This window comes from Enteractinococcus coprophilus (genome assembly GCF_006716305.1).
GTDB lineage: Bacteria > Actinomycetota > Actinomycetes > Actinomycetales > Micrococcaceae > Yaniella > Yaniella coprophila.
Genome location: NZ_VFOU01000002.1, coordinates 19,510 through 35,483 on the forward strand (window position 1 = coordinate 19,510; position 15,974 = coordinate 35,483).

Sequence of the window (15,974 nt, forward strand, 5' to 3'; positions counted from 1 at the left end):
CAAAGGAATCGAGGACATGCAGCTGACCATTATTGGTGCATCAGGCTCATTTCCCGGGCCGGGCTCACCCGCCTCGTGTTACTTGGTGTCTGCCAACGGGGTCGACGACGAGGGCAACCCGAAAACTTGGCGCATCATCCTGGATATGGGCAACGGCGCGTTGGGCACGCTGCAACGCTACGTGGCACTGGAAGATATCGATGCGATCATGCTCTCGCACCTACACCCGGACCACTTCATGGACCTGTGCGGGTTGCACATCGTGGTCCGGTGGAATCCCAACGGGTGGGACGTCGGGCGGATCCCTGTCTACGGGCCAGCCGATACTGCCGACCGGATAGCGATCGCCTACGGGTTGGACCCGGATCCCGGCATGCACCCGGACTTTGAATTCATCGACTGGCAGGTCCGCACCCCCGTGGAAATCGGCCCGTTTAACATTACCCCGTATCCGGTGCGCCACCCGATCGATGAGGCCTACGCGCTGCGCGTCGAAGCCACCGAAGAAACCCACGACGGCGAACAGCAGACCTCGGTGCTGACCTACTCGGGTGATACCGACACCGCCCCGGGTCTCGTCGAAGCCGCCCGCGATGCTGATCTGTTTTTGTGCGAGGCAGCCTTCCACGAGGGCCGCGATGATGCAATCGACGGCGTGCACCTGACCGGAAAACGCGCCGGGCAGATGGCCACGCAAGCCAACGTCGGCCGGCTGCTGTTAACCCATATTCCCGTGTGGAACGACCCGCTGGTCGCATCCCAGGAGGCTCGCGAAACTTTTGCCGGACAACTGGCCGTTGCCGTATCCGGTGTGACCTATACCGTTTAGAAGGAGACACCCTTTGTCCACTCGCGCCGATGACCGCACAGCCGACCAGCTGCGTCCTGTCACGATCGAAACCGGCTGGTCCACCCACGCCGAAGGCTCCGCCGTAATCAGCTTTGGGGACACCAAAGTGCTGTGCACCGCGTCGTTTACACAAGGCGTGCCGCGCTGGCTCAAGGGTCAAAACCGCGGCTGGGTCACCGCCGAATACGCGATGCTACCGCGCGCCACGGGCGAACGCACCGCCCGGGAATCCGTGCGTGGGAAAGTCTCGGGTCGCACCCAGGAAATCTCCCGGCTGATCGGCCGCTCGCTGCGCGCCGTCGTCGACACTAAAGCCCTGGGCGAGAACACGATTGTCATCGACTGCGACGTCATTCAGGCCGACGGCGGAACCCGCACTGCTGCGATCACCGGAGCCTATGTCGCGCTGGCCCTGGCTGTTCAATGGGCACGCGAACAGCGCATCATCCGCTCAACCGCCGTGCCACTGACCGGTTCGGTTGCTGCGGTGTCGGTGGGCATGGTCGACGACGTCGCCGTGGTGGATCTGCCCTATGAGGAAGACGTACGCGCCGAAACCGATATGAATGTAGTCACCACCGGCGACGGCGAGTTCATTGAAATTCAAGGCACCGCCGAGGAACAGCCTTTCAACCGGGCCCAACTCGATGCGATGCTTGACCTGGCCCTGGCTGCCACCGCCCAGCTGACCGAGATCCAGCAGGCCGCGCTGGATGCCGCTGCGCAGTCCCGCGCCACCGAGCTGGCAGCACAGGGGTAGCACCGTGGAACCGCTGATCGTCCTGGCCTCCAATAACGCCGGCAAGCTGCGCGAACTGCGCGCGATCCTGACCGAAGCCATCCCCACGCTTGCCCCCGAACAGATTGTCGACGCCGCGACCGTCAACGCCCCTGATGTGGTCGAAGACGGCGTGACGTTTGAAGCCAATGCCATGAAAAAAGCCACGCTAACCGCCCAGGCGACCGGCCTGATCGCCGTCGCTGACGACTCCGGACTGGCCGTCGACGTGATGCACGGGGCCCCGGGCATCTTCTCGGCCCGCTGGTCGGGCACCCACGGGGATGATCAGGCCAACCTGAACCTGCTGTTGGCCCAACTGGCCGATATCGACCACCCGCACCGCGGGGCCGCATTCGTGTGTGCGGCAGCCTTTGCGACCCCCGACGGCGACACCCGCCACGTTGAATTCGGCCAACTTTCCGGCGACCTGACGTTTGAGCCGCGCGGGACCCACGGCTTCGGCTATGACCCGATCATGGAGCTACCCGACCTCGGCAAAACCTGCGCCGAACTGGACGCCGAGACGAAAAATGCGATCTCGCACCGCGGTCAAGCCTTCCGCGCGCTGGCACCGCATCTGGCAGGTGTGCTGGGTCAGTGAATTTCACCGCAATCGACTTCGAAACCGCCAACGGGTTTCGCGGATCGGCCTGTGCCATTGGCGCGGCCAAATTCCGCAACGGCAGCCTGGTCGAAACCCACTACACCCTGTTGCAGCCGCCCGCCGGTTTTGACCGGTTTGACCCGCGCAACATTGCTATCCATGGCATTACCCCCGCCGACGTCGCCACCGCACCGGCCTTTGGCGAACACTTTGAGCAACTGCATGCATTCATTAACGACGACGTCGTCGTGGCCCACAATGCCGGCTTCGACATCGGTGTGATCGAAGCCGGGCTGGAAGTCTCACGAAGGCCCATCCCACGCCTCGAGTTTGCCTGCACGCTGACCCTGTCTCGCAAAACCTATCAGCTGGCTTCCCACGCGTTGCCCTCGGCCGCCGCCGAAGCCGGCTACGTACTGCACAACCACCACAACGCACTAGAAGATGCCAAAGCCGCCGCAGCGATTGTGGTTGACGCCGCAAAACGCGTCGAGGCCGCCTCGCTGGATGCGCTGTTGGACGCGACCGGGATGCAGCGCCGGGTGCTCGAGGCCCGGGCCGTGGGCGAGAACCTTTCGAAACCCACTCGGCACGCCCTGACCATGCCCGGCATATTTGACGCCAACAACGGTGCGGTCCCCGCCGAACACCTACCGGATCTGATCCGGTGGCCCAACGAGGGCACCAACCCGCCGGTCAACCCCGACGCCGATCCGCGCCACCCGCTGTTCGGACATCACGTGGTATTTACCGGCATGTTGGGCATCCCGCGGCAGGAAGCTAAGAATCAGGCTGCAGCGCATGGCGCAAGCACCCAATCGCGCATTAACGCCACAACGACGATGGTGATTATTGGCGATGGCATCCGTCCCGAAGAATTGACCGACGTCGACAACCATCCGCGCCTGCAGCAGCGCAAAATGCGCGACGTCGTCTCCCGGCGGGCCCAGGGCCAAGATATCGTGTTGGTCACCGAACCTGAGTTCTTGGCGATGCTCAACGAAAACTGGCCACACGCCACCGCGATCTAACGCGTACACTAGGCCGCCGCCTGGCGGAAGAACTCCTCAAGTCGAGCGTAACTTGCTTCCATCCCGTCGACCATCCCGGTCTCCAGGATCTCGTTGCGCAATTCGGCGTCCGGATAGGTAATGACCAGCGTCAACAGGGTGCCTCCCGAAACCTCCACCAGATTCATCGCATTGGTGGTTCCAGGGCCCTCGGCGCCGATGAGATTCTCGGTGGTGACCTCCCGGTGCGGCGGGTGGGATTCCAGGAGCTGCCCGGTAAAACCAAACCCGGGTTCGCCAGTTTCAGACTCCCACTCATAGCGAAACGTATCGCCGGGTCGTTGGCCGACCTCCGCGACGCTCAAGACCCAGCCGTCGGGCCCGAGCAGCCACTGGCGCAGCAGCCCCGGATCATGGTGCGCCCGCCAGACATCGTCAATGTTCATCTGAAATAGCCGAGACGCGCGAGCCTGCGTGTCACCCAGTAACTGTAATTGGGTTGCGCGGACCGTCTCGAGTGCCGAGTCGTCAGCAACGACGTCGTCAATTTGTTCCATCGCCTCACGACTCCCCTCGACCATGCCCATGTCCAAGAGTTGATCGAGGGTCTGGGCATTGGCGAAACGGGTGGTGACGGTCAGGCGTGAACCTCCGTCCCGCTCGCGAAACTCCAGCCGCATTGTCATCGAAGGCATCTCGGTATTTGGGGTACCGTCGGGGTTGGCGAAGCCGTCGAGCACTTCAAAGGCATGCGGCGGATTGACGTTGACAAACTCCCAATACCCACCGGATTGTTCACCGTCGGGGCCGGTCATGTGATAGTTCGAACGCCCACCGGGGCGCACATCGTGTTGGGTAAAGGTCGCAGGCCAAGACGGTGGGCCCCAAAATCGTTCGAGTTGGCGCGGATCCATATAGGCATCCCACAGGCGTTGGACCGGAACCGTGAAGTCTGCCACCAACGTCACCGTGAGCGCGTCGCGGTCGGTGTCTATAGCAGTAATCGCCATGACTGATCCTCTCATCGTGGTGCCGTGCACAGGACGGCACATGAAATTACGGTTGCCGTGGACCAGAGTCCTGCACGATCCATTCCGGGGCCGGAAAGCAGCACTGTCGAACTGGTCTGGCGAAGGAAACCGCGAGCGCCGGAAGACGGACAACCTGGTGTTTCGTACGGTACGCCGGTGATGGGTGAGCGTCAATGGGGTTGTGATCCGATGTTCTAGACTGGCCCCATGACGTGGTCTGTTGCTATGCGAAAGAGTTTTGCTATCGTCGCCGGGGTGCTGGCCTGCGGTGTGGGGGTCGCGGTGCCAGCGGTTGCCGACGACGCTGAGCACGATGTGGAAAATTTTCAGTTTTCTCGGTGGGACCTGAGCTACGACGTCAGCCTGGATACCCAGGGACGGGCGATCGCCGAGGTGACCGAACAATTACACGCCGAATTCCCTGAGGTGGATCAAAACCGGGGGATTATTCGGTCGCTACCGGTGCGCTATCACTCAGCACCGGCGGCGCCGGAGAATATTTCCGTCACCGACGAGGCCGGTCACGAGGTGCCCTTTGAAGTCGAAGATGAAGAGGGTTTCCGAAGTATCCTCGTGGGCGACGACGATTTTGTGCACGGGCCTGAGACCTACGTCATCCGCTACACGCTTGACGACGTCATGCACGCGACCGATCAGGCAGATGAATTCTACTGGGATGTCATCCCATCGGATCGTGGGCAAGTGATCGAAAATGCTACCGCCCAGATTCGACTCGACCCAGAGTTGGCCTCAGCCCTGACTGGATCAGCGGCCTGTTATGTTGGCACCCCGGAGGACTCACAGTCCTGCGACTTGGAGTTCTCGGAGGACGAGGCGGTCTTTCGGGTCGCTGAGGGTCCACTGCCGGGCGGGCACGGGCTGACCGTGGCCATCGGGGTTGACCCTGGCACCGTGACGCAGCCACCCGAACGGCACGACAATTTTCTGCTCGACGTCGTGCCACTGCTGTTGGTTATTGCGGCAACGCTGGTGGCCGGTTTCGGAGCGCTCGCCGTGTGGGCGATGGTGCGGCGTCATCGCAGCGACACCAGCCAGGCGAGTATTGGCTACGGGATTCCGGAGCAGATGAACCCGCTGTTGGCCGGGCCGATTGCCGGCAAGAGCCATGATCCGATTGTCGCAAGTATCCTGGATTTGGCCGTGCGCGGCGTCGTCCGGATTGAAGAAACGTCGCAGACCTCACGGTGGTTGAAACAGACCGAAACCAAACCCGTGCTGCGGTTACTTGCGCCCGAGCTGGTCGAGGATCCGCAGGAGCGGGTGTTACTGCGTGGCATGTTCCCCGAGTTGGTGCCGGGGGAGACCTTTGATTTCCCGAAGGATTCGAAACCGTTTCGTCACGCTACCGAGTCCGTGATCAAAGCCAGCGGGGAGGCCGTGCTTGAACGCGGTTACCTGGTCAAAAAACGTCACCGCGGAGCCGCGCTGGCCGGTTGGAGCGCGCTGGCGTTGTTGATCCCTGCGACGGTGTTGTTGATCATGGGGATTAGCCGTGATAACAACGCGATGGGCGGGATCAGTGTGCTGCTGGGGATGGTCTGCTTGGTGCTGATTGCCGTGTGCGTAACGACTCATCGCGTGCTCACCCCGCGGGGCGCTGCCGTACGCCAGCAGTTGGAACGGATGCAACAGCTGATGCGCACCAGTGATGCCGAACGGTTGGAGATGCTGCAGTCGTTCTCCAACGCTCCGCGCCAGCAGGATGACGAGGGTTCGTACCTGCAGATGTATGACCGGTTGTTGCCCTATGCGGTGCAGTTCGGGCGCGAGAAAGAGTGGACCAAGGTCATGGCCACAACCTACACGCAGTACAATTGGTCGGCACCGATCTGGTATCCGCTGCTGTTTAGCGGTCGGCATGGCAGCGCGGAGTCGGCGCTGGGTGCGATGTTGTCTTCGGTGAGTTCTGCGGCGTCGACGGCAAGCCCAACCGCCGGATCAACCGGAGGTGGGGCCGTGGGCGGTGGTGGCGGAGGTGGGGCTGCGGGAGGCCGTTAGGTAATCAAATCCACGAACCGATACGGACCGTGCCGGGTGATCTCAGCGTCGTGCGGATCTTCGCCGTGGCGCACCACCCGCAACATGAAGCCTGCGACCGTCATCACCATGATGCCGTCGTCGGTCAGTTGTTCAACCAATTCCTGCGGAAGGTACGTGGCCTCTGCCGAGACCAGGATCCGGTCAAACGGAGCCTGGTCGGGTGCGCCTAGCACCCCGCGGGTGGCAGTTTCGATGCGGCACCACGGCAGCTGCTGGTGTTCGAGCGTGGCCGCAGCGGATTCGGCCAGTTCTGGGATGATCTCCAGCCCCAACACGCTGCCTGCCTCAGTGACCAGATCGCCCAGAATCGCCGTCGTCCACCCCGAACCGGCCCCAACATCCAACACCGTGTGTCCGGGGCGCACCTCGAGTAGCCACAACATGTCGGCGACCGTGCTGGGTTGGGAATTGGTTTGGCCGTAACCGATTGGCAGCGGGCGATTGTAGCCGGCAAGTTTGCGCTGATCTTGGGGTAAAAAATTTTTGCGACGACGGCGACGCATCGCGGCCTGCACTGCATCGCCTCCGGGACCAGGCGCCCGCTCGGCGACGATGGACTCCCAGTCATTGCGCGGCATCATGAATCCTAGGTCGTCACTTTGATCCACCGGTCGATGGCGTCTTCGACCATGGGATAATTTTTCAGTTTCGACGGCGTACCGACAGCCGTATTGCCCAATAGTGCCCCGGCTAGTTGCCCGGCCACCAGGGCGGTGGCTTGAGTGTGGCCTGTGGCGTTGACCGCCTTGGTGACGGCGGTGGCGTAGAGCTGCTCGGGGGCCACAGCCTCTTCGAGCGTGTCGGCCACCGCTGCGATGGCGGCGGCCAGCACATCGGCCGCAGTGGAGGGCGGCTGGATACCTTCGCCCAGGCTCAAACGGATGCGGGAGGCTAGCGGCGCGCCGTCGTCGGTGGTATCCAACCACTCCAGGACTTCGGTGACGGCCTCCAGCAGCGTCTTGCCGCCGATGAGGTGATGGACCAACAGGCTGTACGCCGTCGGGGTGACCCATTCGGCGTGCGTTAACACCGCAATCTGACGGGACATGGTCGTGACCCATTCAGCATCGAGCTGCGGCAGCATGCCCAGTGGTGCCGCACGCATTAAGGCATCAGCACCGGTGGCATCAAGACCATGAGGTTTGTGCACCAGCCCCATCTCGGGTTCTTCCAGCCCAGTCTTGGTCGCGGCGTCGACGTCGCCGGGATAGAACTCATAGTGGTCAATCCAGCGATCCGGGGCGGCTGGGACACCCTCCGGGAAAGCGCCGTACCGGTTTTTGTACCAGCGCAGCAGGGCCAACCAGATGGCCGCAGGCGGGTCAGCGGCCTGGCCCTGGGCTGCCCATTCGAGCACCTCCAACAGCCCGTCGGCAACATAGAGGCTCAACTGGGTGCCGGTGGAAATTTCGGTGTTCTCTTCAGCAATCGCGGCGGCCTCGGCGGCAGCCCCGCCGGCAAATAACCCGGCGACACGCGAAGAATAGTTATCCATAGTAACCACCTTAGCGTGTCCCACCCGGTTGCTTAGACTGAGTGGCATGCGAATTCTCCACACCTCGGACTGGCACCTGGGCCGCTCATTTCATAACGTGGGTATGGCCGACGCCCAGCAGCACGCGATCGATTTCATCGTCGACACCATCACCCAACGCGATATTGACCTGGTGCTGATCGCAGGCGACGTCTACGACCGCGCCCTGCCACCCGTGGATGCCGTGGCGATGTTTGATCAGGCGCTGGTCGATATGCATGCGGCCGGAGCCACCGTCGTCGTGACTTCGGGCAACCATGACTCGGCTATCCGGTTGGGCTTTATGTCTCGGATGATGCGCGACGTCTATATTCGCACGATGCCCGAGGCCATCACCGATCCGATCGTGTTTAATACCGATGACGCCGGGTCCGTGTGCATTTGGACGGTGCCCTATCTGGAGCCGCGCTACCACGCCGCCGAATTCGGGGTTGCCGCCAACCATACAGCCGTGATGCGCTACGTCATGGACCAGGTGCGCGACGAGATGGCCACCCGCGGCCTGGAGGGCGCTACCCACATCATGATGGCCCACCTGTTTGCCGCCGGCGCCTCCGGATCCGAGTCCGAGCGCAATATTGGCGAAGGCGAAGTCGGCACGCTGGGCCAGGTGCCCGCCGATATCTTTGACGGCATGGACTATGTCGCGCTGGGTCACCTCCACGGCCGTCAGACCATGGCGCCCACCGTGCGTTATTCCGGCTCGCCGATTGCCTACTCGTTTTCCGAAGCCAACCACACCAAGGGCATGTGGCTTCTGGATATCGGCGACGGCGACCTGACGATAGAGCCCGTCGACATCCCGCAGCTCAAGCAGCTGGCGGTGCTCAAAGACCAGATCACCCCGCTACTGGCATCCGATGAATATTCCTGGGCCGAGGATGCCTGGTGCCAGATCACCGTGACCGATCCCAAGCGCCCACCGCACGCCTTTCGTCGCCTGAAAGAACGCTTCCCGGGCATGTTGAACTTCATCTTGGCACCCACCGGCGGGGTGGAAACCCAAACCACCTACTCCGAGCGCATGGCCAAAGCCACAACGGATATGGACCTGGTCTTAGACTTCGTCGACCACGTCCGCAACCGCCCGGCCTCGGAGAGTGAACGTCGCTGGCTCACTGATGCCCTGCACCACGTCAACCGCGTTAAAGAACAGGACGTGAAATAATGCGCATCCACGCACTGACCTTCCAGGCCATCGGCCCGTACGCCACCAGTCAGCACCTGGATTTCACCCAGCTCGACGACGTCGGCCTGTTCCTGCTCGATGGGCCCACCGGCGCCGGCAAATCCACCATCTTGGACATCATCACGTTTGCGCTCTACGGCAAAGCCGATGACGAACGCAAAAATACCGAACTCCACTCGACACTGGCTGACCCTGGTGTGCCGCCGACCATCCAACTTGATGTCACATTTGGCACCCGCCGATTTCTGATCGACCGAACCCTGCAGCACTTCGCCTCGCGCCGCGGCGCCAAAGACCCCTCCGACGTCGTCACCCGCCAGGCCGCCATGTCGCTTGTGGAAATCGTGGCCGGCGAGCATCGCCAGCTGACCACCCGCGTTGATGAGGCCCAGCAGATTCTGCGCGGCGTCATTGGGCTGAGCCGCGAACAGTTCACCTCGGTTGTGCTGCTGCCTCAGGGTGAGTTCGCGCGATTCTTGAAGGCCTCGAGTTCCGATCGCGCCGAAATTCTCAAACAGCTATTCAACACCCACCGCTTTGATGAAATCGGCGAGTATCTCGCCGCCGAAGCGAAGACACTCCGCGGCACCGTGGAGGCTGATGCCCAACGACGCCAAACCCTGCGCGCCGGCATCATCGACACCGCCCAAACCTACGCGGCTGCCGAGCCGGACGCTGCAACACCAAATCTTGAAGACCTGGATGACGCCGAGCTCATTGCCCACGTTGACGGTGTGATGACCGAACTGGAAGCTGGCGCACAGCGGCGCGTGCAGCAGTCCCACAGCGTGCTGAAAACTGCTCGCGATGAACTGGCGCGGCTGCAACAGCAACAGGAACACCTGCGCGAAGCCCAGGAGTACCGCCGTCGTCGCAGCGTCCACGACCAGCAGGCACCCGTCGTGCGCCAGGCCAAACTGGACCTTGAACACCACGCCCGCGCCAAGGCCGTCGTCGAGGCGCAACAGCATTGCGACGCGGCTCAGGCCGATCTCACCGACGCCGTGGACACGTTACAACAGCGCTGCGATGCCGCCCAACAGGTTCCGATCATTGTGGCCTGGGCGGCCGGGCAGGATATTTTCACCGTTGATGCCTCCGATACCCAGCCGCTGATCGATGGCTGGAAGACCGTTGAAGCCGCTGCGATTCGTAGCCTCGAGCAGCTCACACACCACGAGAAAACCCATGCCGCGATCCAATCCGGCCTGCAACAACTTGCCGAGCGCAAAACCACCCAGCAGACCCTGACCGAACGTATCGTCCAGCTCCAACAGCAATTCGACACGGTCTGTGCACAGTTGACCACGGGTCGTGAGCGGGCCGAACAGCTCTCCGGCGTGGAGAAAACCCTTGAGGTCGCGACCCGGCAGCTCGAAAATGCTAAGACTCAGCAGACCGCCGCTCGGAACGCCTACGCCGCACAAGCCACTGCCGAGGATGCCAAGCGTGTGCGCGATGAGACGAGAGCCGATGCCGAGAAGGCCCTGGAGGACGCCCAAGACCTACTGCGCCGTCGCATTGATGCGGCCGCCGGATTCCTTGCGGAAAAACTTGAGCCCGGCAAACCCTGTGAAGTCTGCGGTTCGACCACCCACCCGCAACCTGCCGAAGCTCATGACCTCGCCGAGATATCCAACGACGCCGTCCAAGAGTCCGAACAGCGTGCAACCCAGGCACGCCGCGCCGCCAACGCCGCCGACGAGACCTACCAAGCCAAGCTACAAGACCTCCAAGCACTGCAGACTCAGGCCGGCGGGCTCAGCATCGGCGAGGCTGATGCCGCGGCGACGGCAGCGAACCAAACAGTTGACGACGCCCAGCGTCAGGTCACCGAGCTGACCGAGCTCGGTGCGCGCATTAAGGACCAAGACACCCAAACGGAACAACTGCGCGAAGACAAAGCCACCGCCCAGCAGCAGCTCACCGAGATCACCACGCAGATCACCTCCCAGACCACCGAACTTGACCAACTGCAGCAAAACCTCACCGACGCGCTGGGCGACTATGACAGCGTTGCAGCCTTCCGGGTCGCCGTAGAACCGGCGCACCGGCTGGTCGGCCAAATCGTGCGCGCTGGCGATGCCGTGACCACCGCCGTCGCCACCCATACCACCGCCCAGCAGCGCGTCAACGACGCACTAGCCGACTCAGCGACCAAGGACCACCCGGCGTATGAGCATGCTGCCCAAGCGCGCGAGCACCTGTTAGACCCTGCCACGCAAAGTGAGTACGAAACGCTGGTGCGGCAGTGGACCACCGAAGGTGATCGCCTTGCTGAAAAAGCCGGCCAGACCGCCGTGATTGCGGGTCTGCAATTGCTGCAAGACGACGTTGCTGAACCATCGCAAGAGGTGCTTGATACCGCCCACGAAGCCCAGCGCGCCGCCGAACAGGCACTGTCCGAGGCTACCCGTGAACATGGCAGCATCCAGGCCACCCAAAACCAGTGCCGCAGTCAACAGGAACTGCTGACCAAGCTGAGCGAGCGTGCCGCCGAACAATTAGCTATCTATGAAGAGCTCGTGGGGCTGAGCGACGTCGTCGCAGGACGTGGCGAAAACGCCGTGAGCATGCCATTGCGCTCCTTCGTATTGGCCGGGTGGCTAGAACAAGTCGCTGCCAATGCCTCAGAGCGTTTGACCGGCATGACCGGTGGCCGCTACGAACTCAAACACGCAGTCGGTCAGGGCGGTCGCGGGCACTCGGGGCTGAACCTCGAGGTCATCGACCACCTCAACGACACGGTGCGTACCCCCTCCACGCTGTCAGGTGGCGAAACCTTTATGGCCTCGTTAGCCCTTGCACTCGGCCTCGCCGACGCCGTCCAAGCCCAAGCCGGTGGAGTCGCGATGGACACCCTGTTCATCGACGAAGGCTTCGGGTCGTTAGATGCTGACACCCTAGAAGAAGTCATGGGCGTGCTGGCCGCGTTGCAGGACGATGGCCGACTCATCGGCTTGGTGTCGCACGTGGAATCCATGAAACAACAGATCCCACACCGCATCCAAGTCCAAAAATCCCAAGCCGGTTCGAAGGTTAACATCATCGGTCCGAATCTGGCGTAGCCCACTCCTCGTTCCCATCTACGCCAGTGCAACAGGCCCAAAACGGTGAACCGTCGGTGAACAGCGGGAGAGGCAACAACCACAAAAACCTGACTTCATCATGAACCAGCGCACGCTTTTGTGGTGCTGATTGCTCTGACTCGTGCGGTGAGAGAGCCTGGCACGCCTGCGTGGCTGAGGTGGCGCATCTTGTTGTTCACTTTGGGGTCGCAGCGGTGAGATTTCCGAGTTTGTGATCAAACCCTCATGTGGGATTTTGACTAGGCGTTTTGCCCTGTTTCACAACGTGGATGAGCAGGAAAAGGTGTCACAGTTGAGGCCCAAAACCCGACATTGACTCGTTGTTTACCTCCGGTTTACCTTGCAGTGTTTCACTAGGCGCGACATCACCCGCAGGAAAGGGAACAACTCGGGTATGAGCCTAGATAACTCGACTGAGCGCCAGATCCTCCACGCTCCGATTCACGACGCACCTCATCTTGAGGAAGACACCACCCCCGTCAAGCGTCCAGGTCTCCTCGATCGCTTACCTATCACCGGCAGAACCCGGACAATCGTTGAATGGTTCTCCGTAGTCTTCGCCGTGTACATTCTGATCACCGCAGTCAGCGTCATTGGATCAGGATTCGGCGCCGCAACCGGTGGCCGCGCAGAAGAAATCTTCTCATTTGCACAAAACCCCGTCGTTGGTCTGGTCATCGGTATCCTGGCCACCGTGCTGACCCAATCGTCTTCAACGACGACCTCAATCGTGGTGGGCTTGGTAGCCGGTGGTCTGCCGTTGGGCGCTGCCATCCCCATCCTGATGGGCGCCAACGTCGGCACCACCATGACCTCCACCCTGGTCTCTCTTGGTGCAGCAGGGGACCGCAACCAGTTTCGCCGCGCATTCACCGCAGCCTCGGTACACGATATGTACAATCTGCTGTCGGTCGCGATCTTCTTCCCACTAGAGTGGGCCTTTGGAATCCTGGATCGGGTCAGCACGTGGTTTGCTGGTGCGACCATGGGTTCCGACGGCGGCGTCATCGCCACGGTCTTTACGGGCCTTGGGAACGCCGTTACCGCGGTGACGGACCCAGGCGCCGATCTCGTGGAAGCCAGCCTGCTTGGTCTCATGCCCCCAATGTGGGCTGGCCTCGCCATGATCGTGTTGGGCGTAGCGGGCATTCTCCTTGTCATTCGGTTCATTTCCAGCATGCTGAAAGTCCTGCTGGTCGGCAACGTGGAAAAGGTATTCCACAGCGCTATTGGCCGTGGCCCGATCTCGGGTATCTTCTCCGGTCTGCTCATCACGGTGATGGTTCAATCGTCTTCCACTACCACCTCGCTCGCTGTGCCACTGGCCGCTTCCGGGAAGTTCTCGATCTGGCAGATTTATCCGTTTACCGTTGGCGCCAACATCGGCACGACCATGACGGCCATGATTGCAGCGTTTGGCTTCTCCGGTTCCGCTGCTGCTGCGGCCATGACTGCAGCTGCGGTACACCTGTTCTATAACCTCTTCTCTGCACTGGTCATCTTCTGCGTGCCGTTCCTCCGCCCCCTCCCAGTGATCGGAGCAACCTGGTTGGGGAACCTGGGGGCGAAGAACAAGCTCTATGTCGTCGCCTGGTTGGCAGGACTGTTCGTCGTGCTTCCGGCTATCATGATCGGTATTAGCTCGCTGTTCTAAACCCTTCGGAGACCTAGGAGAAGATATGACCACGTCTAATCCTTCCGATAGGGCACTGCGCAACCTTACGGATCAGGAACTTTTGGAGCTGCTCACTAAAACTGATCAGCGCTTGGTGCACTTGCAACACGAAGTACGACGCCGTATGCAAGCTCGTGCACAAGTGGAACGCAGAATTGAACAGCACGCAGAGATCTCGCGAATGGTCGAGCATCTTGACCAGGCCACCGTAGATTGGCAAAAAGTTCGAGAGTTTTTTCGACATAGTATTGTCGAGACCAAGGATCCCTGGGGCCAAATGTAACGCTCACCACCCGCCGGCTAGGCGGGTTTTGTGCGTTAATGCCCCTACTAGGTCTGGAAGAAGTAGTTGACCCGTGGTTGCTGGTCGGGATCGATCAGCGGGTGGAGTATAAAACGAAATTCGCCGTCCACCTTCGTGATCTTTAAAGCTTGAGCATGTATCGCAGCATGATGATGACTGCACAGCATGACGCCGTTATCGGTGCTGGTGGCACCGCCACGGGACCACGGTTGGACGTGGTGAATTTCGCATAGCGAGGCCGGCACATGACAGCCTGGAACCGCGCATCCTCGATCACGAGCCTGGATGGCTCTTCGAATATGCTCACGAAAATGCCGCACAGCGGTCCCCACGGATAATACCTGTTGATTACCTGTTAGCGTGACCGGCGTGACCCCAACATCGCAATGCATCCGCAACAAAATATCCGGTGGAAAGTATGGGGTGTACACACCTTGAGAAATCCTCGGATGCAATCGGTCGAGGTTGTCGTCGTCCAAGATGTCGTCGATACTCGTGGTTTTCGGCGGGGGCAAAGAAATCACATTGTCACCGAGACGGATCGTCGATGGAGGCGTATCAGGTGGTGGGTGGGTGCCATTGGTGTCACCGGGTACCTCTGCTAGATGAGTCCCTGTGCTGCCCGGACGCGTGTTTTCACGGTCTTTGGCAAGGGTTGCTAGGAGCCTGTCGCGTTGCGCCGCTGAGATCTCGGGCAGATGATCGCCAATTTCTCGACGCAACCCGTCCAGCAGGGTCGGGTAATCGATCAGGACCAGCATCTGAGCGTGGGCACCACTGGCCCCACGAAAGCCAGTCTTGTCGAGGTTTGCGGTCACAAACTTCAACGCGTCACACAGCGCGGCCATGCGTCGGTGGCCTCGGCTGCGCGTATCAAGGTCCGTGTCCCTATCGTCTTTGCCACGCGGGTTTGTACGGCCCATCAAATAGGTTTGCAGTATCTCGTCGCACTCTGGGTCAACCACCATCTCGTAGCCGATCGCATTCTTGTTGCCGCGTACCGGCCCGATTCGGCGGACGTCATACATCATATTGGTGTGTGCCTGAATGAAATTCCCCTCGGGCGGATCGATCGAGGCCAGCAGATCCTTCTTGCGCTGTGAAACATACCGGCTGAATTCTTCCGGTGTAGTGTGTTCAATCTTCTCGGCAAGGTCTTTTTCAGTGAGCTGGCGAAGCTTGGTGCGGAAGGTTTCGTCTCTGCCTGCCGCCTCCGCATTCCTATCGATCTCGTCCAGCATGGATAGCGCCGACGTCAATTTTCCGGGATGGACTTGCCCTTGAAACCGACTGAGGATCGGCAGATGCGTCTCACCCACATCGTCTTTGCGTTCGACGTCGGTTACTCGTGCCGGCGTCAGTGATGCGGCCAGTCGTAGCCGCGAGGCAGCTTCATTCGCCCGGATCCCGTGGGTCTTTGCAAGAAAATCGGTGGCATCTCGAAAGGCCGTCTTGCCCTGTGGCAGGTTCACGCAGTCTCGGAGCGGCTCGCGTTCGAATGCGTCTTTGAGCAGTCCGGCGTAGCGGTATTGCAGCGGGGTGGCTGCGCGTAGTGTTTCCTCGAGTTGTATCGAACGATGTAACACGCCGTCTGTCGGGGCGTCTTCTTCCCGGGCGTCTAGTTCAGTGTAGGCGCCGCGCATGGCCGCGTGGATTTCCTCGGTGGTGAATGCACCCCAGTCCACGGGACTGTCGACGACGTCGGCGGTCGGTTGTGTTGTGGTCATGGGGTGCACCTCCTTGGTGTCCCATCGTGGCACTCCAAGCCACCAGGAGTGAGCTAGGGGGGCCGGCAATGTGGATAACCACACGCAGACTGCCGAGTATCCACAACTGACTCAATGAG

13 protein-coding genes are annotated in these 15,974 nt (G+C 61.1%); 9 read left to right on the plus strand and 4 right to left on the minus strand.

Going from position 1 to position 15,974, the window contains the following annotated elements; all coding sequences use genetic code 11:
• The first annotated feature begins 16 nt into the window (after positions 1 to 16).
• Genes FB556_RS04890 through FB556_RS04905 form a run of 4 tightly spaced genes read left to right on the plus strand, consistent with a single transcriptional unit; the run spans position 17 to position 3,266 of the window.
• Entirely contained in the window at positions 17 to 829 is an 813-nt protein-coding gene (locus tag FB556_RS04890; RefSeq protein WP_141865417.1) for an MBL fold metallo-hydrolase, read from the plus strand.
• 13 nt (positions 830 to 842) lie between these two features.
• Positions 843 to 1,610, plus strand: a complete 768-nt coding sequence (rph, locus tag FB556_RS04895; RefSeq protein ID WP_141865419.1) for a ribonuclease PH — start codon at positions 843 to 845, stop codon at positions 1,608 to 1,610.
• A 4-nt stretch (positions 1,611 to 1,614) separates the two neighbouring features.
• On the plus strand, positions 1,615 to 2,232 hold the full coding sequence (rdgB, locus tag FB556_RS04900) for an RdgB/HAM1 family non-canonical purine NTP pyrophosphatase (protein WP_246057217.1): 618 nt from the start codon (positions 1,615 to 1,617) through the stop codon (positions 2,230 to 2,232).
• Positions 2,229 to 3,266 (plus strand): 3'-5' exonuclease, encoded by a 1,038-nt coding sequence (locus FB556_RS04905; RefSeq protein ID WP_141865423.1) that lies wholly within the window; start codon positions 2,229 to 2,231, stop codon positions 3,264 to 3,266. Before rdgB ends, FB556_RS04905 begins: the two co-directional genes overlap by 4 nt.
• 8 nt (positions 3,267 to 3,274) lie before the next feature.
• Here FB556_RS04905 and FB556_RS04910 read toward each other — a convergent pair whose 3' ends face one another.
• A complete protein-coding gene (locus FB556_RS04910) occupies positions 3,275 to 4,255 on the minus strand; it encodes an SRPBCC family protein (protein ID WP_141865425.1) in 981 nt (326 codons plus the stop codon).
• A 228-nt stretch (positions 4,256 to 4,483) separates the two neighbouring features.
• Here FB556_RS04910 and FB556_RS04915 point away from each other — a divergent pair, with 228 nt between their 5' ends.
• Positions 4,484 to 6,295: a DUF2207 domain-containing protein gene (locus tag FB556_RS04915; protein ID WP_141865427.1), complete on the plus strand. Its 1,812-nt coding sequence runs from the start codon at positions 4,484 to 4,486 to the stop codon at positions 6,293 to 6,295.
• Here FB556_RS04915 and FB556_RS04920 read toward each other — a convergent pair.
• The gene (locus FB556_RS04920; RefSeq protein ID WP_246057218.1) at positions 6,292 to 6,918 is read right to left on the minus strand and encodes a protein-L-isoaspartate O-methyltransferase family protein; all 627 of its coding nucleotides are present in this window, start codon (positions 6,916 to 6,918) and stop codon (positions 6,292 to 6,294) included. The genes FB556_RS04915 and FB556_RS04920 overlap by 4 nt on opposite strands.
• 5 nt (positions 6,919 to 6,923) lie before the next feature.
• Positions 6,924 to 7,832 carry an ADP-ribosylglycohydrolase family protein gene (locus tag FB556_RS04925; RefSeq protein WP_170200376.1) on the minus strand — a complete coding sequence of 303 codons (909 nt, stop codon included), beginning with the start codon at positions 7,830 to 7,832 and terminating at the stop codon, positions 6,924 to 6,926.
• Between the two features lie 46 nt (positions 7,833 to 7,878).
• Here FB556_RS04925 and FB556_RS04930 point away from each other — a divergent pair, with 46 nt between their 5' ends.
• The 4 genes from FB556_RS04930 to FB556_RS04945 all read left to right on the plus strand — a co-directional run bounded on the left by FB556_RS04930 (position 7,879) and on the right by FB556_RS04945 (position 14,107).
• Entirely contained in the window at positions 7,879 to 9,039 is a 1,161-nt protein-coding gene (locus FB556_RS04930; RefSeq protein ID WP_141865431.1) for a metallophosphoesterase family protein, read from the plus strand.
• Positions 9,039 to 12,128 carry an AAA family ATPase gene (locus FB556_RS04935; protein WP_141865433.1) on the plus strand — a complete coding sequence of 1,030 codons (3,090 nt, stop codon included), beginning with the start codon at positions 9,039 to 9,041 and terminating at the stop codon, positions 12,126 to 12,128. The genes FB556_RS04930 and FB556_RS04935 overlap by 1 nt, the downstream gene beginning before the upstream one ends.
• A 415-nt stretch (positions 12,129 to 12,543) precedes the next feature.
• Positions 12,544 to 13,803 (plus strand): Na/Pi cotransporter family protein, encoded by a 1,260-nt coding sequence (locus FB556_RS04940; protein WP_141865435.1) that lies wholly within the window; start codon positions 12,544 to 12,546, stop codon positions 13,801 to 13,803.
• A gap of 25 nt (positions 13,804 to 13,828) precedes the next feature.
• The gene (locus FB556_RS04945) at positions 13,829 to 14,107 is read left to right on the plus strand and encodes a hypothetical protein (protein ID WP_141865437.1); all 279 of its coding nucleotides are present in this window, start codon (positions 13,829 to 13,831) and stop codon (positions 14,105 to 14,107) included.
• Positions 14,108 to 14,154: 47 nt separating this feature from the next.
• Here FB556_RS04945 and FB556_RS04950 read toward each other — a convergent pair whose 3' ends face one another.
• Positions 14,155 to 15,855 (minus strand): HNH endonuclease signature motif containing protein, encoded by a 1,701-nt coding sequence (locus FB556_RS04950; RefSeq protein WP_141865439.1) that lies wholly within the window; start codon positions 15,853 to 15,855, stop codon positions 14,155 to 14,157.
• Between the last annotated feature and the right edge of the window lie 119 nt (positions 15,856 to 15,974).

Bases quoted from the DNA above. Each gene is read 5' to 3' on its own strand.
- FB556_RS04890 (WP_141865417.1), top strand. From the start codon at position 17: ATGCAGCTGACCATTATTGGTGCATCAGGCTCATTTCCCGGGCCGGGC.
- FB556_RS04910 (WP_141865425.1), bottom strand. From the start codon at position 4,255: ATGGCGATTACTGCTATAGACACCGACCGCGACGCGCTCACGGTGACG.
- FB556_RS04915 (WP_141865427.1), top strand. From the start codon at position 4,484: ATGACGTGGTCTGTTGCTATGCGAAAGAGTTTTGCTATCGTCGCCGGG.
- FB556_RS04920 (WP_246057218.1), bottom strand. From the start codon at position 6,918: ATGATGCCGCGCAATGACTGGGAGTCCATCGTCGCCGAGCGGGCGCCT.
- FB556_RS04925 (WP_170200376.1), bottom strand. From the start codon at position 7,832: ATGGATAACTATTCTTCGCGTGTCGCCGGGTTATTTGCCGGCGGGGCT.
- FB556_RS04930 (WP_141865431.1), top strand. From the start codon at position 7,879: ATGCGAATTCTCCACACCTCGGACTGGCACCTGGGCCGCTCATTTCAT.
- FB556_RS04935 (WP_141865433.1), top strand. From the start codon at position 9,039: ATGCGCATCCACGCACTGACCTTCCAGGCCATCGGCCCGTACGCCACC.
- FB556_RS04940 (WP_141865435.1), top strand. From the start codon at position 12,544: ATGAGCCTAGATAACTCGACTGAGCGCCAGATCCTCCACGCTCCGATT.
- FB556_RS04945 (WP_141865437.1), top strand. From the start codon at position 13,829: ATGACCACGTCTAATCCTTCCGATAGGGCACTGCGCAACCTTACGGAT.
- FB556_RS04950 (WP_141865439.1), bottom strand. From the start codon at position 15,855: ATGACCACAACACAACCGACCGCCGACGTCGTCGACAGTCCCGTGGAC.